22 protein-coding genes and 1 pseudogene are annotated in these 25,088 nt (G+C 51.8%); 16 read left to right on the forward strand and 7 right to left on the reverse strand.

What is annotated here, in order from left to right:
• From AB1K62_RS08155 to AB1K62_RS08165, 3 genes and pseudogenes are all read left to right on the forward strand, one after another.
• Window positions 1-205: pseudogene (locus AB1K62_RS08155) on the forward strand (polysaccharide deacetylase); the annotation flags it as partial.
• Window positions 202-1,626 (forward strand): aldehyde dehydrogenase family protein, encoded by a 1,425-nt coding sequence (locus AB1K62_RS08160; RefSeq protein WP_367002818.1) that lies wholly within the window; start codon window positions 202-204, stop codon window positions 1,624-1,626. The pseudogene AB1K62_RS08155 and the gene AB1K62_RS08160, both read left to right, overlap by 4 nt.
• Window positions 1,623-2,636 (forward strand): NAD(P)-dependent alcohol dehydrogenase, encoded by a 1,014-nt coding sequence (locus tag AB1K62_RS08165; RefSeq protein ID WP_367002820.1) that lies wholly within the window; start codon window positions 1,623-1,625, stop codon window positions 2,634-2,636. The genes AB1K62_RS08160 and AB1K62_RS08165 overlap by 4 nt, the downstream gene beginning before the upstream one ends.
• A gap of 11 nt (window positions 2,637-2,647) precedes the next feature.
• Here AB1K62_RS08165 and AB1K62_RS08170 read toward each other — a convergent pair whose 3' ends face one another.
• Complete coding sequence (locus AB1K62_RS08170) at window positions 2,648-3,376, reverse strand: hypothetical protein (RefSeq protein WP_367002822.1); 729 nt, start codon at window positions 3,374-3,376, stop codon at window positions 2,648-2,650.
• Between the two features lie 98 nt (window positions 3,377-3,474).
• Between AB1K62_RS08170 and AB1K62_RS08175 the strand changes: the two genes are divergently transcribed.
• Window positions 3,475-4,167, forward strand: a complete 693-nt coding sequence (locus AB1K62_RS08175; protein WP_367002824.1) for a hypothetical protein — start codon at window positions 3,475-3,477, stop codon at window positions 4,165-4,167.
• A 342-nt stretch (window positions 4,168-4,509) separates the two neighbouring features.
• Here AB1K62_RS08175 and AB1K62_RS08180 read toward each other — a convergent pair whose 3' ends face one another.
• The 6 genes from AB1K62_RS08180 to AB1K62_RS08205 all read right to left on the reverse strand — a co-directional run bounded on the left by AB1K62_RS08180 (window position 4,510) and on the right by AB1K62_RS08205 (window position 12,789).
• Entirely contained in the window at window positions 4,510-4,872 is a 363-nt protein-coding gene (locus AB1K62_RS08180) for a hypothetical protein (protein ID WP_367002826.1), read from the reverse strand.
• Window positions 4,869-6,101 carry a class I SAM-dependent methyltransferase gene (locus tag AB1K62_RS08185; RefSeq protein ID WP_367002827.1) on the reverse strand — a complete coding sequence of 411 codons (1,233 nt, stop codon included), beginning with the start codon at window positions 6,099-6,101 and terminating at the stop codon, window positions 4,869-4,871. Before AB1K62_RS08185 ends, AB1K62_RS08180 begins: the two co-directional genes overlap by 4 nt.
• Entirely contained in the window at window positions 6,098-7,147 is a 1,050-nt protein-coding gene (locus AB1K62_RS08190) for a nitrilase-related carbon-nitrogen hydrolase (protein ID WP_367002829.1), read from the reverse strand. The genes AB1K62_RS08185 and AB1K62_RS08190 overlap by 4 nt, the downstream gene beginning before the upstream one ends.
• 118 nt (window positions 7,148-7,265) lie before the next feature.
• Window positions 7,266-8,819, reverse strand: coding sequence for an FAD-binding oxidoreductase (locus AB1K62_RS08195; protein WP_367002830.1), 1,554 nt, complete (start codon window positions 8,817-8,819; stop codon window positions 7,266-7,268).
• Window positions 8,820-8,821: 2 nt separating this feature from the next.
• On the reverse strand, window positions 8,822-10,108 hold the full coding sequence (locus AB1K62_RS08200; protein ID WP_367002832.1) for an MFS transporter: 1,287 nt from the start codon (window positions 10,106-10,108) through the stop codon (window positions 8,822-8,824).
• Between the two features lie 161 nt (window positions 10,109-10,269).
• The gene (locus AB1K62_RS08205) at window positions 10,270-12,789 is read right to left on the reverse strand and encodes a TonB-dependent receptor (RefSeq protein WP_367002834.1); all 2,520 of its coding nucleotides are present in this window, start codon (window positions 12,787-12,789) and stop codon (window positions 10,270-10,272) included.
• A gap of 152 nt (window positions 12,790-12,941) precedes the next feature.
• Between AB1K62_RS08205 and AB1K62_RS08210 the strand changes: the two genes are divergently transcribed.
• The 12 genes from AB1K62_RS08210 (at window position 12,942) to AB1K62_RS08265 (ending at window position 25,006) form a co-directional block, all read left to right on the forward strand.
• On the forward strand, window positions 12,942-13,616 hold the full coding sequence (locus AB1K62_RS08210; RefSeq protein ID WP_367002836.1) for a hypothetical protein: 675 nt from the start codon (window positions 12,942-12,944) through the stop codon (window positions 13,614-13,616).
• A gap of 222 nt (window positions 13,617-13,838) precedes the next feature.
• A complete protein-coding gene (locus AB1K62_RS08215) occupies window positions 13,839-14,666 on the forward strand; it encodes a CoA ester lyase (protein WP_367002837.1) in 828 nt (275 codons plus the stop codon).
• 41 nt (window positions 14,667-14,707) lie between these two features.
• Window positions 14,708-15,217: a MaoC family dehydratase gene (locus tag AB1K62_RS08220; RefSeq protein WP_367002839.1), complete on the forward strand. Its 510-nt coding sequence runs from the start codon at window positions 14,708-14,710 to the stop codon at window positions 15,215-15,217.
• Between the two features lie 47 nt (window positions 15,218-15,264).
• Window positions 15,265-16,458 (forward strand): acyl-CoA dehydrogenase family protein, encoded by a 1,194-nt coding sequence (locus AB1K62_RS08225; protein ID WP_367002841.1) that lies wholly within the window; start codon window positions 15,265-15,267, stop codon window positions 16,456-16,458.
• Window positions 16,455-17,663 carry a CoA transferase gene (locus AB1K62_RS08230; protein ID WP_367002843.1) on the forward strand — a complete coding sequence of 403 codons (1,209 nt, stop codon included), beginning with the start codon at window positions 16,455-16,457 and terminating at the stop codon, window positions 17,661-17,663. Before AB1K62_RS08225 ends, AB1K62_RS08230 begins: the two co-directional genes overlap by 4 nt.
• Window positions 17,664-17,666: 3 nt before the next feature.
• Complete coding sequence (locus AB1K62_RS08235; protein WP_367002846.1) at window positions 17,667-18,746, forward strand: CoA transferase; 1,080 nt, start codon at window positions 17,667-17,669, stop codon at window positions 18,744-18,746.
• The gene (locus AB1K62_RS08240) at window positions 18,746-20,002 is read left to right on the forward strand and encodes an MmgE/PrpD family protein (RefSeq protein ID WP_367002848.1); all 1,257 of its coding nucleotides are present in this window, start codon (window positions 18,746-18,748) and stop codon (window positions 20,000-20,002) included. The genes AB1K62_RS08235 and AB1K62_RS08240 overlap by 1 nt, the downstream gene beginning before the upstream one ends.
• A complete protein-coding gene (locus tag AB1K62_RS08245; RefSeq protein ID WP_367002850.1) occupies window positions 19,999-21,306 on the forward strand; it encodes an MmgE/PrpD family protein in 1,308 nt (435 codons plus the stop codon). The genes AB1K62_RS08240 and AB1K62_RS08245 overlap by 4 nt, the downstream gene beginning before the upstream one ends.
• Window positions 21,303-22,664 carry a phenylacetate--CoA ligase family protein gene (locus AB1K62_RS08250; protein WP_367002852.1) on the forward strand — a complete coding sequence of 454 codons (1,362 nt, stop codon included), beginning with the start codon at window positions 21,303-21,305 and terminating at the stop codon, window positions 22,662-22,664. The genes AB1K62_RS08245 and AB1K62_RS08250 overlap by 4 nt, the downstream gene beginning before the upstream one ends.
• Window positions 22,665-22,671: 7 nt before the next feature.
• Window positions 22,672-23,871: an amidase gene (locus AB1K62_RS08255; RefSeq protein ID WP_367002853.1), complete on the forward strand. Its 1,200-nt coding sequence runs from the start codon at window positions 22,672-22,674 to the stop codon at window positions 23,869-23,871.
• 11 nt (window positions 23,872-23,882) lie between these two features.
• Window positions 23,883-24,188 (forward strand): REDY-like protein HapK, encoded by a 306-nt coding sequence (locus AB1K62_RS08260; protein ID WP_367002854.1) that lies wholly within the window; start codon window positions 23,883-23,885, stop codon window positions 24,186-24,188.
• Window positions 24,189-24,211: 23 nt separating this feature from the next.
• Complete coding sequence (locus AB1K62_RS08265; protein WP_367002855.1) at window positions 24,212-25,006, forward strand: SDR family NAD(P)-dependent oxidoreductase; 795 nt, start codon at window positions 24,212-24,214, stop codon at window positions 25,004-25,006.
• Window positions 25,007-25,088: the final 82 nt, after the last annotated feature.

Here is a 25,088-nt window from a genome sequence, read left to right on the forward strand (position 1 = left end):
GATGCATGACGCCGCAGACTGGCTATTGGGCGAAGCCAAAACGCATGGTGGCCGGATGCTGCCGATGCATATTACGCCTTATATCATGGGGCTGCCTTACCGGATTACGGCTTTTGAGAAACTGATCGCTGATTTTGCTGGTCGCGCTGATATTGCTTTTGCGCGCGGTGATGAAATCTTCGAAACATGGAAGGAACAGCAATGAAAGTCGTCAACCCCCGCACCGGCCAAGCTGATTATGAAATTACGCCGCTGAATGCTGATGACCTGGCTACCGAGGCGAAGCGCCTGCGAAAGGCCCAACCCGATTGGGCCGCCAAAACTCCCGAGCAGCGCGGTGAAATCATGCGCCAGTGGGCCGATGCAATCGAAGCGGCATTGCCACAGATTATACCGGCGCTGATAGCCGACACCGGACGCGGTGGTATTTCAAAAATTGAAGCCTCCGGTGTGCCGGGGCAGATCCGCCGCTGGGCCGATCAAGCACCAAAGCTTATTGCCGCGGGCCAGCCTACCGGAGAGCCGACGTCGCATGAGACAATCACGACCTCTACCCAGCTTGTTCCCTACCAACTGGTCGGTGTAATCAGTCCGTGGAACTTTCCGATGACTCTGGCATTGATCGACGCGGTTCCGGCGCTAATGGCGGGCAGCGCGGTGCTAATCAAACCGTCTGAAGTAACGCCGCGCTTTATCAGGCCGCTGATGGAAACGGTGCGTTCGATCCCTGAATTGGCAAAGGTTCTGTCGCTGATCGAAGGGGACGGAGCCACCGGCGCTGAGATGGTCGGCAATAGCGATTATATCTGTTTCACAGGTTCCGTGGCGACTGGCCGTAAGGTCGGGGAGGCCGCTGCGGCTGCCTTCATCCCAGCCAGTCTGGAACTGGGCGGTAAAGACCCGATGATTATCATGGATGATGCAGACCCTGACACAGCCGCAGCTATCGCGTTGCGCGCAAGCATTGTGAATACCGGGCAGGCTTGTCAATCAATCGAGCGGATCTATGTCGCACGCAATATTGCCGATGATTTTCTCAAGGCTTTGACAGAAAAAGCGGAGAAGGTTCAACTCAATTATCCGGACATAGAGAAAGGTCATATCGGACCGTTTATTTTTGGCAAACAGGCGCAGCTTACGCAAAGCCAGATTGATCAGGCTGTTTCCAAGGGCGCGAAAGTTCTGTCGGGTGGTAAGGTCGAAAATCTGGGCGGCGGACAATATCTGCGGCCCACCGTGCTGGCCGAAGTCACTAAGGATATGGATATTATTTCCGAAGAGAATTTCGGGCCAGTCATACCGGTGACTATCTATGACGATATTGAGGACGCGATTGCACAGGCGAATGACAGCAAATTCGGCCTGTCGGCGGCGGTGATCAGCGCCTCGATCGAACGGGCAGAAGAAGTTGCCGGCAGACTTAACGTAGGTGCGGTGTCCATCAATGACGGGTCGCTTACAGGTATGGTCTGGGAAGCCGAGAAATCAAGTTTTGGTTTTTCCGGTCTTGGCGCGTCGCGGATGGGAGCGAGCGGCTTGCTTCGCTTCTTCCGCAGTCGTGTTTTGATGCGCCAATCGGGTGATGCGGCACAGATAGCCAGCTTCGCCGAAGAGAATTTCGCATGAAGGCATATGAAATTGGTTCACAATCCGGGTTGAACAGCCTGCGCCTTGTAGAGCGTGATACACCTGTGCCGGGTCCCGGAGAAGTTGCGGTAAAGGTTCATGCTGCTTGTTTGAACCACCGTGATCTGTTGACCCTGAAAGGGCAATATGGCGCGATAAAAGCGCAAGACCGCATTCCTGTATCTGACGGAGTTGGCAGCGTGACCGGCATCGGTGAGAATGTGTCCGGAATATCAATCGGTGAGCGGGTTACAGCGCCCAATTTTGTCACTTGGCTAAGCGGCAAATTCACGCCCGCAATTTTTGCACAGGATCTGGGGATCAGCCGCGATGGCTGGTTGGCAGAAACCATTATCTTGCCTGCTGACGCCATTATCGCGCTGCCGGACAATGTTACCGATGCTATGGCCGCAGCCATTGCCGCAGCCGGCAGCACAATTTGGCATTGTATTGTGGCGTTTGGCGATGTGCAAAAGGGCGATCTTGTCCTCACCCTCGGCACAGGAGGCGTGTCGATACTGACATTGCAGATTGCCAAGGCGCTTGGCGCGCAGGTCGCAATTACTTCCTCCAGCAATGACAAGCTCGCTCGTTGTAAAGAGATGGGCGCGGATTATGGCATCAATTACCGCGAGAATGAAGATTGGGCAGCTGCGCTCATGGCGGCAACCGGCGGACGCGGCGCAGATATTATTGTGGAAACAGCAGGACTCAATTCAATTGAAGAGAGCATCGCGGCTTGCGCGCCAAATGGCCGGATAGCCCTGATAGGTGCTTTATCCGGCCAGCTTGACAACGTCCCGCAACTAGCAGGGCTAATCGGCAAAAATGTGACCATGAAAGGTATTACTGCCGGCAGTCGAGAGATGCTGAGCGAACTGGTCGCCCTGATCTCTCGCGCCGGAATAGAACCTTTAATCGACAGTAAATTCACCTTTGATAATGCGCCTGACGCTTTCGCTTATCTTGAAAGCGGCGATCATATGGGCAAGGTGATGATCACATTCTGATACTCAACGGCTTAGCGTTTTAACTCGGCCAGTTCATACCAGGTCATCATATAGCCGCCAACGCCGCCCTGGACAAAAATGCCGTCCTCGTCATCGGTGATCCACACATCATAGGGAGGATGTTCGCCTGCCATACCGCCGGTTCCCGGAATGATGCTCGCATCATCTATAAACTGGAAATGTTTACACTGGAATGTACCGGCTGGCACGGTAATTTCCTCTTTACCGATATACATTGCGCCAATTTTTACTTGAGCAATCTGTGGTGGTGTTGCTCCGCGATGATCAGGGGAGGGGAGATAGAAATTAAGCAGCTTTTTATCCCCTTCCTTCCATTCCAGAGTAGAGAGCATATAGCCGTCCGACACGATAGGGTGCGTGCCAAAGCCGGTTAGCGGCAATTCCGCTTCGACTTTTTGAGACAGGCGGCCGATTGAGGGACCGTAAGATTCCATCTCGATATGCTGGCCATCAAAACGCATCCAGCCAGTACCCATGAACATATCCCCGACTGTCAAACGCACATGCAGATCCATTGGCTGGCTGTTTTCGTCCAGCGAATAAATGATGTCGCGCATCACCGTTGGTTCCGGTTCGTATATTTCGCAATGCGCCCGCAACGTAACTTTACCGTCACCATGCCGTGTGAACATGAAGGTTTCAAAACCGCGGTTTTGACCCTCCATTTCGGGTTTGCGTGACGTATATTCTAGTCGGCCTTCAATAATTCGGTGCTTCATCAATTTTCTCCTGTGTTTTCACCATGCCAGTGCATTTTTCGCTTGCCAAGAGTAATTTGTCTGGACAAATTGCCGCATCAATTCGAGGGATGCAAAATATGGAATTTTTAATAACAAACGAGCTAAGTATTCTGCGATGGATACATATTCTCGCAATGGTTTACTGGCTGGGCGGCGAATGGGGTGTTTTCCAGACCAGCTATAATGTTACTAACCGCAATCTTAACCTTGATGAGAGGCGGCGGCATATGGAAACCGCCTATCGCATCGATATATTGGCGCGTACCGGTATAGTCTTGTTGTTACCGCTCGGCCTGCATATGGGTAAACTTTATGGCTTCGTACCGTTTCTAGAAGGAGCGGGCGTTTGGTGGATGTGGCTGTTTTTTGCTGTCTGGTTAGCAATGACCTGGGCTGCGTTCATCAAGCGGCAAACGGATATAGGTATCACAATAACCAAGGTCGAAGAATTCCTTCGCTATCCGTTGATTGCGCTGTTGTTCATCGTTGCTTTCATGGCATTCGGGGGCAACGGGCCAGTCGAAACAGGCGAAGGTAACTTCTGGTATCCTGCAAAAATCGCACTTTACGCCTTTGCTTTAATCATAGGTTTGTTCTTGCGGGTGGTTATGCGCCGGTGGACTGCCCGGTTCCAGGTTCTTGCCCAAGGGCCAAATGCCGCAGAAGAAGCAGCGTTGGAAAAAGAGATCGCACAGGCCCGGATTGCAGCTTATATCTATTGGATCACAATTTCGGGAGTTTGCTTTTTGGGTGCGGTAAAGCCGTTCTAAGGCAACGCTATAAGTATATTACAGGCGCGCCTGCGATTATTCGCATGGCGCGCCTTTTTTATGAGGCTTCCATTCTCGCAAAAGATCTAAGCCAGCGCCGTTATCTCATAAACAAAAGTTTCGGACATCGTCGCCGCATGAACTAGAAGTTCTCCGACAAAAAAGAAGCGACAATTGGCATGGCTGCACAGAGCAATTGTCTGTCCTACGCAGAAAGGCATAAAAAAGGGCTCGTGTATACGAACCCTATATGCGGCGCTTTGGCGCTATTAAGTAATCAATAATGAGCGACCGATATCGGGTCCGTTCAACCAGACCCGATATCAAGCCGTTTAATCTTTTCTAGATTTCTTTGAGTTCCGCGCTGATTTCCTCAACCGGACGGTCGGGATTTTCTATCTCCTGAACCATCTGATGCGGACCACGCATAACGCGGTAGATATATTCACGGATCATCATACCGCGTTCATAGGCCGCCTGTTTGTCAGGAGTATAGCTTTCTATATCGTCGCGCGTGATGCTGCCTTTGGTTTCCAAAAGGCGTTCGATTGTGTCCATCCGCTCACGAACGACCGAAACTTCTCCGACCACTGCCATCAGGATCGACAGTATCCGGTCGCTTTCCGGGGCATCGAAATAGCTTGGGCGCTTGCCTTTGGCTCTTTTGTTAGCTGCTGCCATCCAGTCAAAAACTTGTTCGGTCATTCCGCTGCCTCCTGCATCTGTTCACTGTTTTTCCATGCACCATAAGCGTGCCAATATGCCGCACGGCCGTGGTCTTCGGTTTCATCAGTTGGCGCTTCGGGAAAAATTTCACGGTCCACGACTGCACGGACGCCTGTTTCAAACAGCTCGCTGCGATCAAATCCGGCAGCCACCATTTCGTCTTTCATGTCGAGCGAATGCATGGACGACCAGAAAGGTTCATTATTGTTAAACGCATCCCAGTCACGCTGAAACTGTTCGAATAGCGGCATTTCGTCGCTATATTCCGGCTGTTCCAGATGCAGCATCAAGCCATCATCAGCAAGCACCCGGTAACATTCGGAAAGAATTTTCGGCAGAGCCTTGCCGCTGGTTTCGTGCAGGAACATCGTAGTCTGAACCCAGTCAAATGTTCCGTCATCCCAGCGGGACAAGTCCTCGGCATTGGCTTGAATGAATTTCAGGTTGGTCGCACCAAGCGATTGCGCGCGCGCATGAGCAAAGCGCAAAATCGGCGCAGCAGTGTCGATAGCTATGACCTCACAGTCCGGGAATGCGAGCGCCAAGGGCACGATATTATGCCCTGTGGTGCATCCTACATCCAAAATACGGCGCGGCTGCCATCCCGGGCGTTTTGCCTTGATCCACTCGACCAGTGCCTGACCGCCGCCGTCATTTAGCGCACCCAGACCACCAGCAGTAGTCGCGAAAATACCGCAATCATAATTGGCTCCGGCTGAAATATCACCGGGGCTTTCTTCACCGTGATAGCTTCCTGGCATACAGTGAATATCAACCGCGCTTTGATAAGGTGGGATTTCGATGTCAGGATTAAGTTCTAAGGTATCGCGGCCTTCGTTAAATTGACGCGCCTTGGCATTGAGCTCATCAATCTGGCGCAAAGTCATCGCGCGGCCGTTTTGCTGGCGCATTTCCATAGAATTGCGTTTCAGTGCAGACCATAATCTGTGGAAAGGATCTTCATTCATCGCATGGCGGATTTCAAACCGGTCTTTGGGGTCGCGGTTATGTTCCTTGCGGAATTTGGGCAATACGCGTGTATCATAAGCCACCTTGTTACCCGCACCAAGTGGTCCGGACATGAATTTGTTGAAATTCGCGAGAAAGTCAAAACGGGCAATTTCATCATGCGACGCGATTGGTGATACGCCATGCTGGGCCACTGCGTTATAGGGCGGCGCTACATCTAGCTTGTTATCATTACTCATATCAAACCATCCTTTATCATGCGTTCAATTGTTTCTTCCTGAGTGCGTAAGAAATAATCGCGGTCCGGGGTCTTGATGTCATTGTTCTGGATCAAACCATCGGCTTTTTGCGGTGAGTTTCCGGAATAAGTTGCGGCAAATAGCTCAAGCCTCTGCCGCGCCAGAAAATTGCTCATTGCCGGTTTGCGCCGCGTTGCACGCAGGGATTCAATGTTGATATCGGCAAAGGCGGTAAATGTTTCGCCGGTGTTCGATTCCGACAGAATACGCCCTTTGTAATCGACTACCATACTGTTGCCGTCAGCTGAGGCGAGGGGCATTGTCGTATCTTTGATACCTGCGGTGTTGGCCGATACCACATAGGCCATATTTTCCTGTGCCCGTGCACGCTTGCCAATGTCCTTTGGTGTATCCAGCGGTGAGCCTATTTCAGAACTGCTATGGGCGAATACTTCGGCCCCGCGCAGGGCCAGTGCTCTTGCGATTTCGGGATAAAGTATCTCTTCCGATGCTATGGCTGCAAGATTGCCAATCTCGGTCTTTGCGACCGGAAACACGCCGTCTATTCCGTAAATATCCAGATATTTTGACCAGACATCATGCGGCGTTGGCGCAAACATGCTGTTTAACCGCCGATAGCGCAGCACGACATCGCCCGAAGGGGCAACGATGAAACAGGTTTGGAAATAGAGGCCGGGAAAATTTTCGTCGGTTTCATAGGCATTGCCTGCAACAAACATTTTCAGGCGCTGCGCCATTGCGCCGAGGGCTTCATATTCGGGTCCATTAACTTCAAGAGCCGCCTTGTCAGCAAAATCCGGAATCGAAATCCGCCCCGGATAGCTGGTTAACAAATATTCAGGCAGCACCGCGAGCTTGACCGGACTACCGGAATATTGCTGGATGAAGATGCTGGATGAGCGGATCTTGCCCTCTACTTCACCGATCATGTTCATCATCTGCTTGCGGGCAGCTGCTTTATCGGGTGTTTTTTCAATCGAATGCGCAGCCAGTTGCATAGCGACGGCGGAATATGTCTTGGTCATGTTTGTCTCTTTACCAGTTTTGCGAGGGGCAGCCAACACGCCGGCCGGAGCGGCGGCGCAAATTGCCGCTGCCATAATCTGCCTTCGATCAAAATCCATAGCTTGTCCTATAGGCCCTTTATAAGCCCAAAGAACCGGGGTTCATCAGTCCTTTTGGATCGACTGATTTCTTCAAATCCGACAATAGCGTATCAGCGGCAGGGGACAAGCTATCGCGGTAACGATAGGTCCGGCCAATCTGCATATGCACCGCTCCTTGTTCGTAAAACAGGTCAACCAGCGCCTGCTTCATCTTTTGTGCCATTGCCCATGCTTTCGGATTGGCAGCCAGCTTTGGCAATTTGGCGAAATGGGAGTTCTCAATCGTATCTTCATGTAGCGGATTAGAGGCATCGGGCCAATAAAGGCACGGCTCGATGAGGATGCCTGAACCCCCGACTGTAGAAATCAGGGTGCCGGTAAACATTTCCACTTCGTCCATTTCAGCGCGATGTTGGTCGAACAAGGCCTCAATTGCTTTATAGCAGTCAACGGCTTTTGAATGGGAGAGCAGTCCGTGAATAGGCGCCCAGCGCTGACCACCTGCCCCGAGCATGGAGTTGAGCGGGCCAAAGGGATTCGCCCGAATGATTTTCGGTATGGTATTTTCGGTTTCGGTTGCGCCATGGGAAAGCGCTAGTTTACGAGCCCGTTCAAGATCATCATCAGCTGTGGCCTGAATGCGGCCTTCGGTGAGGACGTGGAGCGAGAATTTCGCTTCATCCATGAAGTTGCGACCCGCGGTGACAACCTTTGCGCCTTCTTTCAGGGCGCCCCAGACTGAACCTTGTTTTTTCATCATATTGCCAAGCGCCTTGGCATCGCTGCCCAGACTATCGCGCTTCATGCGGATGGCGTTCAAATTGGGGTCAAAGCCGAAACATTCTGTCGACGTGCCGGAGCGTTCAATCTCTGCCGCCGCGGTCAGGGTCTCAGCGTAGGTTTCAAAGCTAAAGCTCGCATAGGCATGCGCCTCGGCTTCCGGGATCAATCGAAGGGTAATGGTTGCCTTCATGCCAAGAGCGCCCGTGTCGCCAAGGAACAATCCGGTTAAATCAGGACCATAGGGCCGCGTAAAATCGCTGCCGGTTTCCAGAATCGTGCCGTCTGCCAGAACCACATTCATCGAGATACAGCTTTGTGCCGCAGTGCCGTAGCGTCCGGTCCCCCAGAAAATGCTGTTTTGGCTCATGCCGCCGCCAATGCTGGCTTTCAGGCCGGACAATGTGCCCCAGAACGGAGTACGCAATCCTTTGGGTTGCAATGCTTCATAAAGGCTTGCCCACGTACAGCCGGCCTCTGCCGTTACGGTCATATCCGTTTCGTTAATCTCGAGAATACGGTTCATCGCGGCCAAATCAAATAGCACTGCGCCCGGCTGGTTGGATGTATAGCCGCCAGTATAGCTCATGCCGCCGCCGCGCGGGATTACCGGAATATTTTGAGCGGTGGTGGCCGCAACAGCAGCTGAAAGCTCTTCTTTATTCTTAGGGCGCACGACGGCCAGCAAATCTGCGCCGCGTTCATACACATCATGCGCATAGAAATTTAACGTGTCGCTGTCGGTCAGGACTTCAACGCCGGCTTCGGCAATTAAATCCGTTGCATTGGAAAGAACTTTGGTTGCCATCATTTTTACACTTCTACTAATTTGTCAGTTGTGGTCGCTTCCGTTTCCGGAAAACTCTCAGGGTAACGACCAAGGAAAAGTAATAATCCGCCGCCAATGACAAACGCGAAGATGGCGACATATAATATTGAATCATAGCTTCCCGTATTATCCCGCACACTGGCGTAGATGATCGGGGAAAGCGCGTTGAAAAATCCAAAAGGCATGTAAAGCATCCCATAAATTTTTCCATAATTCGCCATGCCGAAATAGCGGCCCGTCAGATACGCAATCAGGTCGCTTTCCGCGCCTGCCGCAAAGCCGAGCAGGAAGCCCGCTATGGCTGCTATAAAGAAAGTGATATCATCACCCAGCAGCAAATAGCAGGACAATGCTGGTAAACAAAGGAGCGGAAAAGCTACAAAACCCTGCCAAAAGCGGTCCAGTAAAGCACCTGTGATCAGACGGCCTCCCAATATTCCGACACCTAATATTCCCATGATAGAAGCGGCTGACTGGGCATCCAGTCCGCGATCTGACAACATGGTTGGCAAGTTGATAAAGGCACCGCCAAATGCACCCGCGATGATAGCGACCGATAACCAGATCAGCCAGAAGCGATAATCTCTTAATGCATCGCGCAATGTAACTCCGGTGAGGTTGCCGCTATCGCTCAATATGGCTTTGGGCCGCTCATCGGGCCGTGGCTCGCGGAACAGGAAATAGCCGATTGGGAGTGCCACAAAAAGCGGTAAAATCGCTACAATTGCGAACATTTCACGCCAACCGTAATTTTCAATCGCCCATACAGCGAGCTTAGGAACAACAATCGCCGCGAGGCTGGTTCCCAATAGCAGGATACCAAGGGCAAGCCCGCGATGTTTGAAAAACCACAGGTTGATTGCTCGGCTCCAGCTAACCGGGGTTGAACCGATCCCGATCAAGCCAACCACCACCCAAAGAGCATAATAGATGTAGAGTGTAGAACTGGCCTGGGCTGTTGGTGTCAGTGATATCGCTGCGAACGAAAGCCCAAAGGCAAGCAAGGAATAAAGCGCAACTTTTCGAACGCCGTATTTATCGGCCAATGATCCAAAAAAAGGAGCCAGCAATGCAGCTATTATTCCAAAAATAGTGATCGGAAAGAGAATTTGCGTTCGGCTCCAGCCGAATTCCGCGATCATGGGTTCAACGGTAAACCCAATAACATTGAAGGGGAGGGGAGATGCGCCGCATGCGACGCCCAAAACACCCGCAAGAAGGACAGTCCAGCCTTTAGAAAACTCGTTACGGACTTCCGTATTTTCAGCCATGCGCACCTCAGGTTATTATTTGTCCGGACAACTATAACACAATATTATAGCTATGCCAGCAAAAGTCGCACAACGGGATATTTAAGGTAATTGTTGTTGGTATAACGATTTATCTACCGGGATCCCCAGCGGAATCCCGGTAGATATAGATTGTTAGCAGATTAGAATTCAAACCGGCCCTTGATAAGGAATGTCCGGGGCGCATTGAGGTATGTGTATTGCGCCAGAGATGTGGCTACAGCCTCCTGATCCAGACAGTTGGAGCATTCTGCTGAAATTGACCAGCCATCATAGCTCTTAAGGGTGATATTGCTGTTCACAATCCAGTGTGCCTCGCTGAACGATCCCACGATGAAATCGCCGTCATAGGGGTTGGATGGAAATACGGTGCCTGACGAACTGGTAATAGAGCCTGTGTAAATGCTCTGATTGTTCGTACCAACCTCGCTATCACCGCGCCAACTGACATTGATTGACGGAATAAGAGTCAGGTCGCCACCAAGGTCAGCTTTATAGCTACCGCCAAAGGCAAAACTGAAATCGGGTGTGCGAATTGGTTCAGCCAGACCGCCATCCGCTGCAACAATTCCGGCACCACAGTTAGTTGCTTCACCAGCGCCGCCTCCTGGCACAAGGCCCGCAGCCAATTGCGCCTGACATGCGGCCTGTTGGCTCGCGACCGAACTTACGCCAAAAGCATCAAACAGAGGTGCATTGCGGTCAATCTTATATTTGTCATCCTGATAACCGACAGAAGCAAAAAGATTAAGACCATCAACCGGAGCAGCATTGATTTCCAGTTCGATACCCTTGTTGACATAGTCAGCAAAATTGCGGGTAATAAATGCAACCGAACCGTCAAGACGATTAAAGCTGGAGGGAGTCTGCAAATCCGTCACATCAAGGTAGTAAGCGGTCAGGTTGACGCGCAAACGATTGTCGAGCAGTTCGGATTTTACACCTGCTTCATAACTCCACGCTTTTTCTGGCCCAAACGGCAGCAATTCGGACGGGGTTGTGCCGCGTGCGTTCCAACCACCTGATTTGAAGCCGCGCGTTGCAGAAGCAAAGAATAGTGTATCGTTATCAAGTTGATAATTTATCGCAAATCGCGGAGTCCAGATTTTCGTGGAGGTTTCACGTGGTATCGCTGTGCCGTTCTGAGCAAATAAATTAACATTACTGACGCATGTTGCTTCAACCGTACCATCGTTACAGCTAGCGCGATTATCACTGACACTGAACTTTTTTGTTTCGTCTGTGTAGCGAATGCCTGCTGTCAGGGTCAGTTGATCGGTGATGTTCAAGTCACCCTGCATATAGCCCGCGTAAGCTTTTGTTGTATTGCGCAGGGTTCTGTCGGCAAGAACAAGCGGGAATCCACCCGGTACTGTTGAAAACGGCGGAAATGGCTGTGTAGGTATCGAGAAAATATCTGCAAAATCGGTGTAATTATCTTCTTCGAAATAAAATACACCGCCCACAAGATCGACTAGACCGTCCCCAAGCGAAGCATTTACTTTTATCTCTTGGGTAAATTGTGAAAACTTGCCTTCATTGGCGACTGTAAATCCTCCAAGGGTGTATCCTCGAACAGCGGGCACAGGGGAGCTGAGACTTGGCAATGCGCGGCCATCGGCAAAGTCGAGCGCATATTCCTGAGACGTGTAAACATAGCCTGTGATGATATTCACACTAACATCTTCACCGCTACCCAATTCCAGATTGGAAGAGACAAAGTCCATGTTTGTGTCGTTTCCAAGACCGTAGCCATCTTTTTCGCCAGACAGGCGTCCGCCAAAATTGCTGTCTCTTGAAAGACCGGTTGTAACAAACCGGCCATCACAATCGGTCGGATTTGCTGGATCACAAGCGAAGTTCAGAAGGTTCATCGCCTGGGTATTGATGTGCATATAAGAGCCGGTCCAGCGAGCAGTGTCTGATAGCTCTCCGCGCAGACCCAGTCTTACACCCCAGCCATCATTTTCGTTAACACGCTCGCCGGTCGTGGTATTTTTGGCATAGCCTTCATCGTCTTGATAATATCCCGACACTTTTACTGCAAAACTATCTGCAAGAGGTATATCAACGGATGCGCGGGCCATATAGCGCTCAAAGCTGCCATAACCTGCTTCTATATAACCGGCAAACTCATTGCCCGGTTCTTTCATATACAAGTTCACGGCACCGCCTGTGGTGTTGCGGCCAAACAATGTTCCTTGTGGACCACGGAGAACTTCAACGCGCTGCACATCAAAGAGGGACAGGTTGTTCGCATTCTGGCGGCTGATGTAGATATCGTCCACATATGTGCCAATAGGCGGATCAAAGGTCGCAATCGATTCACTGTTACCGATTCCGCGAATAAAATAGGCATTAGCCGAGCCAAGACCGGTATTGTTCAGACCAACAAAGTTCGGGACATATTGCGCGATATCCAGTGCACTGGATACACCGCGACGTTCCAGTTCTGCAGAGTCGAACGCGCTAATCGCGATCGGCACGTCCTGAACGCTTTCCTGGCGACGCTGAGCGGTCACGACGATGACATTAAGGCCATCATTTTGATCGGCTTCGTCGGTGCTAACCGATTCTGCGGCCTGTTGTTCTGCAACCTGAGCGTGGGCGGGCATTGCCGCCATGCACAACGCCGTGGTAGACGTGAGGAATATTTTTTTCATTGCTTGGGCTCCCAAATATATAAAATTCTTGAAATTGCTTTATCATTTGTCCGGACAAATTTACACGATGGAATGGTGGTGGCAAGCGAATTGATTCGCCGAGTATGCAAAATCACACACGTGTGTTGCAAAAAAGTTACAAAGGTGCGGTTATGACAATCACATTTTACCAGTTGCTGGTTTACATCCATCTTTTGCTGTTCGTGCTGTGGCTTGGTGCAGATGTCGGGGTTTTCATGCTGGGGCAGCATTTCAGGAAGCGAAAGAAATATGATTTGCCGCAGCGTCTGATCCTGCTGCAACTGCTCGTTAATCTTGATATGGTCCCGCGAACAGCCTGGGCGCTCATGGTACCGTTGACGCTGACCATGGTTGATGCGGGTGGCTGGTGGGACTTGCCGATCTGGGCCATTGCGCTGGCGTGGCTGGCTGGAGGTGCGTGGATATGGCTCGTCTGGGATGCTCATAGTCATGACCAGACCGGACGGGCTGCGCGCGATCGCAAAATCGAGGGCTGGCTTAAAATTGGACTGACAGCATTTTATTTAGGCCTTGGTATCCTTTCGCTGGTCAAAGGCGCACCGCTGATGCCGGTCTGGCTTGCGACAAAAGCACTGATGTTCGGGTTGATCTTTGCTGCGGCAATCATGATTGATGTAGCGTTCAAGCCGGTCGGGCCACTACTTGGCAAGTTGATAGCCGAAGGGTCATCCGATGCCACGGAAGTTCCTTTGCTCACCACCATGAATCGCACGCGAATTTGGGTCTGGGTGGTTTACGCGCTTTTACTGGCGACGGCATTTCTGGGAAATATCAAGCCGTTCTAACCAGAAATATAGTCTGAGCGTTTGGCCGGTATATTCCGATTTGCAGAAACACAGGCAAGGAGGCCGCTTACTGTCATAATTCAAAGACAGATATAGCTGTTCAATCTGTTTAATATTGCTGCATTTTACGATTTTTTTTGGTTGGAAAGTGCAAGTAATTTTATTTTCTGGTTGACTTTATATTTGTCCGGACAAATTGTGGGGGCGCAATATGTAATTTTTATGATTTTGGGTGATATGACCAGTTTTACCAATTTTCTTTTTGTACCCGCCAATCGTCCGGAGCGCTTTGAAAAGGCGGTTTCCAGCGGTGCTGACCTGATTTGTATCGACCTGGAAGATTCGGTTCCTGGCGATCAAAAAGATAGTGCGCGTGATTCTGTCATTGCGGCACTGGCGGGGCTGGAGCGTGAAAAAGTAGCTGTTCGGATAAACGGATTGAAAACCGAAGCGGGACTTGCCGACTTGCTTGCACTGGCCAGTAGTGATCATAGTCCTTCGTTGGTGTTTATCCCAATGGTTGAAAATCCTAGCGAAGTTGAAATCGTCCAGACTATATTGGGCGAGCAGGTTGATGGTCTGGTTCCGCTGATCGAAACGGTCAAAGGTTTGCGCGCTGGTGATGCTATCGCCGCTAGTGAGGGGGTCACGGCTATGATGTTTGGCGGCGGTGATTTTTCCGCTGAACTGGGCACGAAGCTGGAATGGGAGCCAATGCTTGCTGCACGTGGGGCTTTTATCATGTGCTGCGCTACGGCGCGGGTTCTGGCGGTTGATGTGCCTTATATCGACATGGGCAATGAAGCGGGATTGGCGGAGGAATGTGCTCGCGCAAAAGCCATCGGCTTTTACGCCAAGGCAGCAATTCACCCCAAGCAGCTCCCTGCTATTAAAGCCGCCATGCAACCCACTGAAGCTGAAATTGCCGAAGCGCAAAGTGCTGTAGATGCCTATGATGCAGCAGGCGGCAAGGCAATCGCCCATGAAGGGAAAATGCTCGAGGCGCCGGTAATGGAGCGTTATCGGCGGATGCTCGCAGCAGCAAAATGAACTAAGCAAATATTTTAGAGAAAAAACAGAAGGATAAAATTATGCGTGATGGAGTAATTGAAGTTAGCCCGGGTCGGTTCCGTGAAACATTTGGCCGCTATTTTGAAGATTTCGAAGTAGGGCATATTTATGAACATCGTCCCGGTCGCACGATTACCGACACTGATAATGTGCATTTCACCTTGTTGACGATGAACACGCACCCTGCACATTTCGATTACGAATTCGCCAAAAAAACCGAATTTGAAAAGCCGCTGATCTGCTCGCCGCTAACTGTTGCGTTGATGGTCGGAATGAGCGTTTCGGATACCAGCCAGAAAGCAGTTGCCAACCTTGGCTGGGACAAGATTAAAATGACGAAGCCGATGTTCCCGGGTGACACGCTTTACGCGGAAAGCGAAGTTCTGGAAAAACGGGAATCTTCCTCGCGTCCTGAGCAAGGCATCGTCACGATCAAGACCATCGGCAAGAATCAGCACGATGATATTGTATGCACGTTTGAACGTACCATGCTGATCTGGAAGCGCGGTTTCGGTAATACGGACGATTAATTTGATTATTTGCAAGCATAGCAAAAGACGTTTTCAGGAGTATCATAATGGCTAATTCAGCCTCGGTTCCAACAGAAGAATTTATACCTCGAACGATTGACCCCGATGATGAACGGGCATTTATGGATGCCATTGAAAAATGGGTCGAAGGTGAAGTCAAGCCCGTGGTCATGGAGCATGACCACGGTGACATCTGGCCTGAAAAGCTGGTTGACCAAATGGCTGAAATGGGCTTGTTCGGTGCCACTATTGGTCAGGAATATGGCGGCCTTGGCTTGCCCGCGACCACCTATGCCAAAATCGTGACCTATGTTTCATCTTATTGGATGGCGCTGACCGGTATCTTTAATTCACATCTCATCATGGCTGCGGCGGTAGAGCGTTTTGGCACAGAAGAGCAAAAGCAGGAATGGCTGCCGAAATTCGCTAGCGGAGAAATTCGCGGCGGTCTGGCATTGACCGAACCAAATGCCGGTACCGACCTCCAAGCCATCCGTACCGTAGCTACGCGTGACGGCGATGATTATGTTATTAACGGCACCAAGACATGGATCTCAAACGGCATAAAAGGCAGCTGCTTTGCTCTGCTCGTCAAAACCGATCCCAAGGCTGAGCCGCGTTATAAGGGCATGAGCCTGATGATCGCGCCAAAGGGTGAGGGCTTTACCGTTGGCAAGAAGTTCGAAAAACTGGGCTATAAAGGTATCGACAGTGCCGAGTTGATGTTTGACAATTACCGCATCCCGGCCAAAAACCTGATCGGTGGTGTTGAAGGACAGGGCTTTTTTCAAGCCACGGGCGGTCTGGAACTTGGCCGTATCAATGTGGCTGCGCGCGGCGTTGGTCTGGCCAAAGGATCATTGCGGCTGGCAACAGAATATGCACAGCTTCGTGAAACCATGGGTAAACCTATTAGCGAGCATCAGGCCATTCAGCTTAAGCTAGGTGAAATGGTCACCCGCGCCCGTGCATCCGAATTGTTGACCATGGATGCAGCGAAAGCATATGATCGCGGTGAACGCTGTGACATGCAGGCGGGCATGGCCAAATATTTCTCTTCGGAATCTGCTGTACGGAATTCGGAAGAGGCCATGCGTATCCATGGCGGTTATGCTTATTCCAAAGAATATGAAATCGAGCGTTTCTACCGGGATGCACTGTTGATGTGTATTGGTGAAGGAACAAACGAGATGCAGCGCATGATTATCTCGAAGCAATGGGTAAAGCAGAATCCGGCATGAGTAAAAAACTTCCTTTAGAAGGCTTTCGCGTCCTGTCTGCCGAGCAATATGGTGCCGGCCCTTACGGCACCATGTATCTCGCGCAGATGGGCGCGGATGTTATCAAGATCGAACCACCGTCCAAAAACGGTAAAGGCGGCGGTGATACGGCGCGTCATGTTGGTCCGCATTGGTTGCGCGAGGAAGAGAGTCTGTATTTTCAGAGCTTCAACCTCAACAAGCGGTCATTGACTCTGGACTTGCGCAGCGAGGAAGGTGTGGAAGTTCTGCACAAGCTGGTCAAAAACTCGCATGTCATGGCCAATAACCTTCGCGGCGATGTGCCGGCGAAAATCGGTCTGGATTATGACAGTTTGAAATCGGTAAATCCGGCTATTGTATGCGCGCATTGCTCTGCTTACGGCCGCGATAATGAACGCGCCAAATGGCCCGGTTATGATTATCTGATGCAGGCTGAGGCCGGCTTCTGTTCCCTGACCGGGGAGCCTGACGGGCCACCGGTACGTTTTGGTCTGTCGATGGTGGACTTTATGTCCGGTACCCAAATGGCGGTCGGTCTCTTGGCTGCGCTGTTGGACGCACAGCGGTCCGGTGTAGGATGTGACGTCGATGTCGATCTGTTGTCCGCAGCAGTGCATCAAACAAGCTACCCCGCACTCTGGTATATGAATGAAGGGGATGTGACACCGCGGGTTACGCGCGGGGCGCATCCGTCCGCAACGCCTAGTCAAATGTTCAAGGCCTCTGATGGCTGGATGTTTGTAATGGCACAGATACCGAAATTCTGGCCGATATTGGCGAAGAAAATCGGTCACAGCGAGCTGATCGACGATCCGCGTTTTGACACACCGGCCAACCGGTTGAAAAACCGCGCTGTGCTTTCGGGCATATTGGATGATATCTTCAGCAAGCAAAGCATGGCACATTGGCAGGCTCTGCTGGAAGGTGAAGTTCCTGTTGCACCTGTTTACAATCTGGATCAGGCGCTGGATAACCCGTGGCTTGAAACCATTGGTATGCGCGATACCATCAGCCATCCTGACAAGCCGGACATGAAAGTATTGTCTAGCCCGATCAAAGTGAACGGCGAGCGTTTACCCAATAAAGCGGGGCCACTTCTGGGCGCCGATAGTGACGCGGTTTTAGCTGAAATCGGTTATGATGCAGATGCGATTGAAGGATTGCGCGCAAAGGGTGTGGTCTGAATAATGGCAAAACTCACCGGCATAAAAGTTGTCGATCTCTCGCTTTTCCTCCCCGGGCCTATGCTCACCTTGATGATGGCCGACCATGGTGCGGATGTTATCAAGGTAGAGCCGCCTACCGGTGATCCTGCGCGGCAGATGGAGCCTGTCGAGGCCGGTCAATCGGTCTGGTTCCGGAATCTGAATCGCGGAAAAAAGGCGTTGGCACTGGATTTGAAAAGCGATGAGGGTCGGGAGCGGCTTTGGGAATTGCTTTCCGATGCCGATGTGATGATCGAAGGGTTTCGTCCCGGTGTGATGAAGCGGCTGGGTTTTGATTATGAAGCGGTTGCCGCCAAAAATCCGCGCATAGTCTATTGTTCGATTTCTGCTTTCGGGCAGGAAGGCGAGATGGCGCACCATCCGGCCCATGATTTGGCCGTGCAGGCACTTTCCGGTTTTCTGTCGGTCAATGATGGTGATGACGGCATGCCGGTTGTCCCCGGCGCTCCATCAGCTGATATGGCGGCTGGACTTAATGGCTTGTCTGCGGTGCTAATGGCCCTGATCGGACGAGAGAAAACCGGTAAGGGTGATTATGTTGATATCGCAATGTTTGATTCGATGTTGCCATGGTGCGCGCACATTGCGGGCGGTGCGATAAGTGGCGACGATGCTCCGGTCTCGCAAACGCAACGCTCTCTGGGCGGTGCTGCCTTTTATAATGTCTACAATACATTGGATGGCAAATATGTTGTTTTGGGCGCCCGCGAAATCAAATTCGCAAAGACCTTGCTGACCGCGCTCGACCGCCTCGATCTTTTGCCGTTGGCCGAGGAAGAGGCCGGCCCGTTACAGAAGCCGCTGATTGACTATCTCCGTAGCACCTTTGCAAATAAAACCCGTGACGAATGGGTCAAATGGTTTGCTGATAAAGATGTCGCTTTCTCTCCAGTGCTCAATTTTCGTGAAGCATTGGAACAAGGCTTCGTGAAAGAGAGGGGGTTGCTGATTGAAGCAAATGGCTCCCATCAGATTGCACCCGCTTTCCGTTTCAAATCCGAAAAAAACTGGCAACCATCAGTCGCACCGGAACTGAAATAATGAACAGTTCTGTCTCCACCAAAGAAAGCCTGACCCAGCAGCTCTCGGCTCATTTGATGAGACCGATTGATGATGCAACGCGGCAGCGGGCGAGATACCATCTGCTTGATTGGTTGGGATGCGTCGCCGGTGCGATAAAAAGTGAGGCCGCCGGGCGATACCTAAAGCATATGGATCAACCGGAGAGCTGGCTGGGCAATATTCTGGAGATGGATGATGTCCACAGATCAGCGATATTACATCCGGGTCCGGTTATCTGGCCATCGGCATTGAAACACGAACGCGATCTGGAAAAGGCACTGAACTCCGCAATAATCGGATATGAAGCGATGATTTGTGTTGGCGCGACATTCGATAGCCATCATTACAGTCATTATCATCCAACGGCCACAGCCGGTTTTTTCGGTGCTGCTGCCACGCATATTCATCGCCATTTGGGGCAGGATATTGCTTTGGTTGACGACTATGCCTCTGCGATGGGATTGGCCGGTACTGTCTCAGGCGGTCTTTGGCAAACAAGACACGAGAATGACGATGCCAAACAGTTTCATGTTGCCCATGCGATAGAAACAGGTGAGCGTATCTCGGCATATATAGCGGGTAAGGTCAAAGGCTCCCGTTTCATTCTTGAAGGACCTCAAGGGCTTTACGCTGCCACCTGCAACAATACCAATCCGATGCGCTTGGATGATCAATGGCGTATTCATGAGGTTAGCTTTAAACCCTGGGGTGCCTGCCGACATGCACATCCGGCGATTGATGCCGCCTTGGAGCTAAAGCGCAAGACGGGCAAACTGACCGGTGAGATACGGGTCGAAAGCTATGCGGATGCGATTATATTTTGTGACCGGCCCGATCCTCAAACGGTTCTTGATGCCAAATTTTCGTTGCAGCATGCTCTGGCAGTTGTAGCTGAGCGCGGTGTCCCGACACTTTCCGATTTCGAACCGGATGCGATTAAACAGCTGGCTAGTGCCCGCACGCGGGTCAAAGTATCGGAAGCCTCCGACATTACATCGCGTTATCCGCAACATTATGGGGCACGTATCACTTGTGACGGTGAAACTTACGAGCTTGCGGATACGTTGGGTGATCCCGAACGAAGCATGAGTGAAGATCAGATTATTGATAAAGCGCGCCAGCTTATTGCCTGGGGTGGATTAGCTGACAAAGAAGCCGACCGGGCGATTGATTTGGCGTTAAAGAGTGATGATAGCACCGCCATTCAAACTATGCTGAAAGAGTGGTTGTCATGAGCAATATTCAGAAAATTCTCGACTTTGCGTGCGCTAACCACAGCCTTCCCGATCAGGCACGCTGCGATGCAGAACGCCTGTTAGCCGATACGCTGGCAGTAGGGGCCGCAGGTGCCGCTTCGCCAGAAGCGCAGGCTTTGCTTTCGACAGTGCAAAGTTGGGGCAAGAATGATGATGCACGCATTATTGGCAGCGCTCTTAAAGCTCCTGCGCCCTCAGCAGCCTTTTTTAACGGTTTTGCTATCCATTGCCTTGAATGGGATGCTGTCCACGAACCAGCAGTTGTCCACGCGCTTTCCGTTGTAACTGCTGCATTATTAGCGGCTTCGGACCGGATGGGCGGGGCCGAACCTGATGCGTTTCTTACCGCTTTAGCTGTCGGTGTAGATATTGCCAGCGGACTTGGCATTGCGGCTACTGGTCCAATGCAGTTTTTTCGTCCAGCGACAGCGGGAATAATAGGAGCATCGCTCGCGGTAGCCCGTTTGCAAGGATTGCCGCGTGAGAAAATGGCCGATGTGCTTGGCCTTGCCTACAGCCATGCTAGCGGGACGATGCAAGCTCATGTGGAGGCCTCCATAGCCTTGCCCCTGCAAATTGCCAATGCAGCGCGAGCAGCAATTTCTTCGGTTGATCTTGTCGGTACCGGAATGGATGGCCCGCATGATGCTCTGGAAGGGCCATTTGGCTATTTCAAGCTCTTTGAGCCGGGCGATCTGACGCGTTATACAGACATAATCGGTAAAGAATGGCTGATCGAGGATGTGAGTATCAAGCCGTTTCCTTCAGGGCGGGCTAGCCACGGAATATTGGGCGCTATTGATAATATGCTGCGTGACGGGACACTGGATCCGGCCGCAGTGCAATCTGTCGAAGTAGCGGCTCCGCCTCTCATCCACCGGCTGGTCGGGCGGGCTTATAAGCCCGATATGACGCCAAGCTATGCACGGTTGTGCCTGCCGTTTCTCGTTCCGTTAATGCTGCGCGACAGGATCATTGATCCGCGCTGTTTTACGGAAAAGGAGTTTGCAAATCCGGCGCTGGTCGAGCTTGGTAGGAAAGTTGTGGTCAGTATAGACGATAACCCTGACCATAATGCTCTTGCACCCCAGAAACTGGCGCTACATTTAGCGGATGGAAGTGTCATAGAACGTATAATAAATGACAATCTTGGGAGTCCATCTGCTCCAACGTCGCCAATTCAGACACAATCCAAATTTGATCTCGCACACAGTTTGGCCGGTGACAATTGCGTCCCGGCAATTTTTGACAATCCTCTAGCCTATGCAACGGAGCCACAATGAGTTTTCCAACCTACTTCGAAAGTTTTGACGCGAAAGCGATGCTAGACCAATATCCGGTCGGTGATGAATTTATCACGCGCTATACTAATATGAGCCGTGATGAGCTTTTTGCCATACAGGACAAACAGTTCAAGAAATTGATGAAACGCGGATGGGAAATCCCGTTCTACAAGCGTCTTTGGGGTAACAAGGGTATTGAGCCCGGCGATATCAAAGGGCTGGCGGACATCACGAAACTGCCGGTTTATGATAAGTCTGATTTAATGGCTTCGGTTAACGAATATCCTCCTTATGGTGATTTTGACGGACGCGGTGATACGCCTGTCGTATTTCATACAACGTCCGGAACAACGGGACGGCCGCAACCTTTGATGTTTGGACCAAAGGGTCGTGAGATTACCAACTTGCTGGTTGGGCGTATGTATCGCTGGATGGGCCTTGGGCGGGATGATGTGGTTCAATCGGTATATGGCCACGGGATGATTAATGGCGGGCATTATATCCGGGAAGCCGTGACCCATTTCACGAACTCGCTCTTCCTTAGTGCGGGAACAGGCATTGAGACGCGCTCGATAAACCAAGTAAACCTGATGGCGGATTTCAACGTTACCTGCATGGTTGGTTTCGTCGATTATGTCCGCAAACTGGCTGATGTTGCGGAAGCGGAGAAGCTGTTTGACCGGATCAACCTGAAGATGATCATCGGCCATTTGGGAACCGAGGACCGCGCATCAACCGAAGCTGCTTGGCATGGCGCAAAGGCTTATGACTGGTACGGGGTCGGTGATACCGGCACGATTGCCGGTGAAGGACCGGAACGCGATGGCATGTATGTGTGGGAAGACGCGCAATATCTGGAACTGCTGGATGTCGATACCGGCGAGCCGATTGCTCCTGGTGAAACTGGTGATATGGTCGTTACATGCCTGTTCAAGGATGACATTGCGCCGTGCATCCGGTTTAACACGCATGACATTACCGAGGAGCGGACGGATAGCAACTCGACCGGTATGGTGTTCAAGCGCATTACCGGTTTCAAGGGACGCAGCGACAATATGGTCAAACTGCGCGGCATCAACATCTTCCCGCATGCGATTGGCGCGATCATTGAAGGGCGCAGTGATCTGACCGGAGAGTATGTCTGCCGCGTGACGCGTGATGAATCGGGGCGTGATGATATGCATGTCACGCTGGAAAGTCGCGGTGGCAGTGACCGAAGCGACATTGCAGCGCTGCTACGCAAAGGCATTGGTATTGACGTTGATGTTGCTTTGGTGGGTCCGGGTGATACCGCAGATGATACCCAGATTGATACCCGTCAGAAGCCGATCAGGCTGATAGACGAACGGGGAGTATGATCCGGCAATGATCGACTGGGATGACCTGAAAGCGGCGAACAAGCCTCTTAACGCCTTTACGGACTTTGACACGGCTGCACAGTCCGCAAAGGGGCCGCTAGAGGGCATGACGATTGGCGTGAAGGCCAATATCGCCGTTGCGGGTTTACCATGGACCAGCGGCGTAGAAGCCTATCGCGACCGCATTGCCAAACGTGATGCAGAGACTGTGAAGCGGCTTCGTGATGCGGGGGCCGCAATCATTGGCTCTCTCAACATGGAAGAGGCCGCACTGGGCGCAAAGACGGACAACCCGTTCTTTGGAGCAACCCATAACCCGCACCGGATAGGCTATACGCCCGGCGGTTCATCGGGCGGTAGCGGCGCAGCGGTAGCGGCCGGGCTTTGCGATGCGGCATTGGGCACGGATACGATGGGTTCGGTGCGGATACCGGCGGCTTATTGCGGGGTCTATGGCCTGAAGCCGACCCGCGGTTCGGTCAGTCAGGACGGGCTGGAGCTGGTTGATAGCTGGCTTGATAGCATCGGACCGTTGGCGCGGTCGCTGGACTCAATGGAGACCATAGCGCGGGTTCTCGCCTCTCTTAGTGAGGGGCAAGTCATTGATAACGTTGCATTGTTGGAAAATCTAGGTGAGGTCGAGTGTGAGCGGGCTGTGCTGGACGGCTATGAAAAAGCCAAAAATATTCTGGGCGCGGAGGCAAGTTTCTCGCTTCCCTATCCGCTGACCCGTATCCGCTTTGCGGGCTTCATCATGTCTTCGCTCGGTCTGGCGAACAGCCTTAAGCAAGTACTGGCCGATAATCCGGCAGGACTCTCCGATCATCTGAAAAAGCTGCTTACCTATGGGCCGCGGCGCAGCGCGGATGATCTGGCGGAAGATAGAAAAATACTGGAAGAGACAAGCAAAGCGTTGGGCGCAGCGGTGGATAAATATGGAGCGATCCTGCTCCCCACCGCGCCGCAAGCCGCGTTCAGCCATGACGATAATGCGCCAGCCAATCAGGCCGATTTCACTTGTCTGGCCAGTATCGCCGGTCTCCCCGCGATTAGCATCCCGGCCGGATGGACCGACGATGGATTGCCCGTGGGCGTACAGATCGTCGGCGCAGCCCGTAACGAAGCCGGATTATTTGAACTGGCGCGCAAGCTGGACAATCAGCTTGATGCCTATCGCGCCCCCGATAATTTCATGAAAAACCCGTAAGGAGAAAGACTATGCGCATCATCGTTGTGTTTAATTTGAAAGACGGCGTCAGCGCGGCTGATTACGAAGCATGGGCAAAGAAAGACGATATTCCCGGCGTAAACCGTTTGAGCTCGGTCAAAGGATTTACGGTGCATAAAGCCACCGGCCTGCTGGGTTCGGAAGATCCCTCGCCCTATCAATATGTCGAAGTGCTGGACATCACCGGCATGGACCCGTTCGTAGCCGAAATTTCGACCGAAGAGTTTCAGGCGATGGCCGCACCGTTTCAGGATTTTGCCGACAACCCGCAATTCATCCTGACCGAAGATATTTGAACTGACTGCCCAAAGGATCAACTATGAAGTTTAAGGGAAAGACGATCGTTGTTACCGGCTCCGGCAAGGAAAAGGGACTGGGGCAGGGGATATTGCAACGCTTTGCCGATGAAGGGGCAAATTGCGTGGTATCGGACATTGCCATCGGAGATCAGGAAGAGGGCGTAGCCGAAGAGTTACGCGCTCGCGGTGCCAAAGTAGCGACTATTGCTTGTGATGTCAGCGACGCGCAGCAATGTCAGGCGCTGGTCGATCAAAGCGTTGATGCTTTCGGGGCTGTGGATGTTTTCGTCAATAATGCCGGTATCGGCTTTATGATGAAACCCTTGCTTGACGTTGATCCGGCGGACTGGGCATCGGTTATCGGTGTAAATCTGTCCGGTGCATTTTATTGCACGCAAGCTGCGGCAAAAGCGATGGTCAAAGCCGGAAATGGCGGACGAATTATCAATATCGCTTCGCAAGCTGCCAAAAGTGCTTTCCCCCATGTGCCAGCCTATGTCAGTTCCAAACATGGCATGGTCGGTTTGACAAGAGCCAGTGCGATGGAACTGGGCGCGCACGGAATTACGGTCAATGCGGTTTGCCCGAACCATGTAACAACCGGGCTGGGCGCAGCGCAAAACGAGTATTTTTCAAAGCTGCTCGGCTTTGCCACGGTTGAAGATTATATGGCCAATATGAAGGCCAAAAATCCCATGGGACGCCCGGGCCTGCCATCCGATACCGCAGCGGCCTGTGCGTGGCTGGCTAGCGATGACGCTTTCTATGTTACCGGAGAAGCGATCAACGTATCCGGCGGCGAGGAAATGCACTGATATAATAGCCCTCTTCCTTTCGGGGAGAGGATTGGAAGAGGGGAAGTCCTCTAAAACATTTGATTGGGCCGGAACGAGAGAC

The organism is Parasphingorhabdus sp. JC815 (genome assembly GCF_040717415.1).
Classification (GTDB): Bacteria; Pseudomonadota; Alphaproteobacteria; order Sphingomonadales; family Sphingomonadaceae; genus Parasphingorhabdus.

Coding starts and splice junctions, on each gene's coding strand:
- AB1K62_RS08160 (WP_367002818.1), top strand. CDS start 202: ATGAAAGTCGTCAACCCCCGCACCGGCCAAGCTGATTATGAAATTACG.
- AB1K62_RS08165 (WP_367002820.1), top strand. CDS start 1,623: ATGAAGGCATATGAAATTGGTTCACAATCCGGGTTGAACAGCCTGCGC.
- AB1K62_RS08170 (WP_367002822.1), bottom strand. CDS start 3,376: ATGAAGCACCGAATTATTGAAGGCCGACTAGAATATACGTCACGCAAA.
- AB1K62_RS08175 (WP_367002824.1), top strand. CDS start 3,475: ATGGAATTTTTAATAACAAACGAGCTAAGTATTCTGCGATGGATACAT.
- AB1K62_RS08180 (WP_367002826.1), bottom strand. CDS start 4,872: ATGACCGAACAAGTTTTTGACTGGATGGCAGCAGCTAACAAAAGAGCC.
- AB1K62_RS08185 (WP_367002827.1), bottom strand. CDS start 6,101: ATGAGTAATGATAACAAGCTAGATGTAGCGCCGCCCTATAACGCAGTG.
- AB1K62_RS08190 (WP_367002829.1), bottom strand. CDS start 7,147: ATGACCAAGACATATTCCGCCGTCGCTATGCAACTGGCTGCGCATTCG.
- AB1K62_RS08195 (WP_367002830.1), bottom strand. CDS start 8,819: ATGATGGCAACCAAAGTTCTTTCCAATGCAACGGATTTAATTGCCGAA.
- AB1K62_RS08200 (WP_367002832.1), bottom strand. CDS start 10,108: ATGGCTGAAAATACGGAAGTCCGTAACGAGTTTTCTAAAGGCTGGACT.
- AB1K62_RS08205 (WP_367002834.1), bottom strand. CDS start 12,789: ATGAAAAAAATATTCCTCACGTCTACCACGGCGTTGTGCATGGCGGCA.
- AB1K62_RS08210 (WP_367002836.1), top strand. CDS start 12,942: ATGACAATCACATTTTACCAGTTGCTGGTTTACATCCATCTTTTGCTG.
- AB1K62_RS08215 (WP_367002837.1), top strand. CDS start 13,839: ATGATTTTGGGTGATATGACCAGTTTTACCAATTTTCTTTTTGTACCC.
- AB1K62_RS08220 (WP_367002839.1), top strand. CDS start 14,708: ATGCGTGATGGAGTAATTGAAGTTAGCCCGGGTCGGTTCCGTGAAACA.
- AB1K62_RS08225 (WP_367002841.1), top strand. CDS start 15,265: ATGGCTAATTCAGCCTCGGTTCCAACAGAAGAATTTATACCTCGAACG.
- AB1K62_RS08230 (WP_367002843.1), top strand. CDS start 16,455: ATGAGTAAAAAACTTCCTTTAGAAGGCTTTCGCGTCCTGTCTGCCGAG.
- AB1K62_RS08235 (WP_367002846.1), top strand. CDS start 17,667: ATGGCAAAACTCACCGGCATAAAAGTTGTCGATCTCTCGCTTTTCCTC.
- AB1K62_RS08240 (WP_367002848.1), top strand. CDS start 18,746: ATGAACAGTTCTGTCTCCACCAAAGAAAGCCTGACCCAGCAGCTCTCG.
- AB1K62_RS08245 (WP_367002850.1), top strand. CDS start 19,999: ATGAGCAATATTCAGAAAATTCTCGACTTTGCGTGCGCTAACCACAGC.
- AB1K62_RS08250 (WP_367002852.1), top strand. CDS start 21,303: ATGAGTTTTCCAACCTACTTCGAAAGTTTTGACGCGAAAGCGATGCTA.
- AB1K62_RS08255 (WP_367002853.1), top strand. CDS start 22,672: ATGATCGACTGGGATGACCTGAAAGCGGCGAACAAGCCTCTTAACGCC.
- AB1K62_RS08260 (WP_367002854.1), top strand. CDS start 23,883: ATGCGCATCATCGTTGTGTTTAATTTGAAAGACGGCGTCAGCGCGGCT.
- AB1K62_RS08265 (WP_367002855.1), top strand. CDS start 24,212: ATGAAGTTTAAGGGAAAGACGATCGTTGTTACCGGCTCCGGCAAGGAA.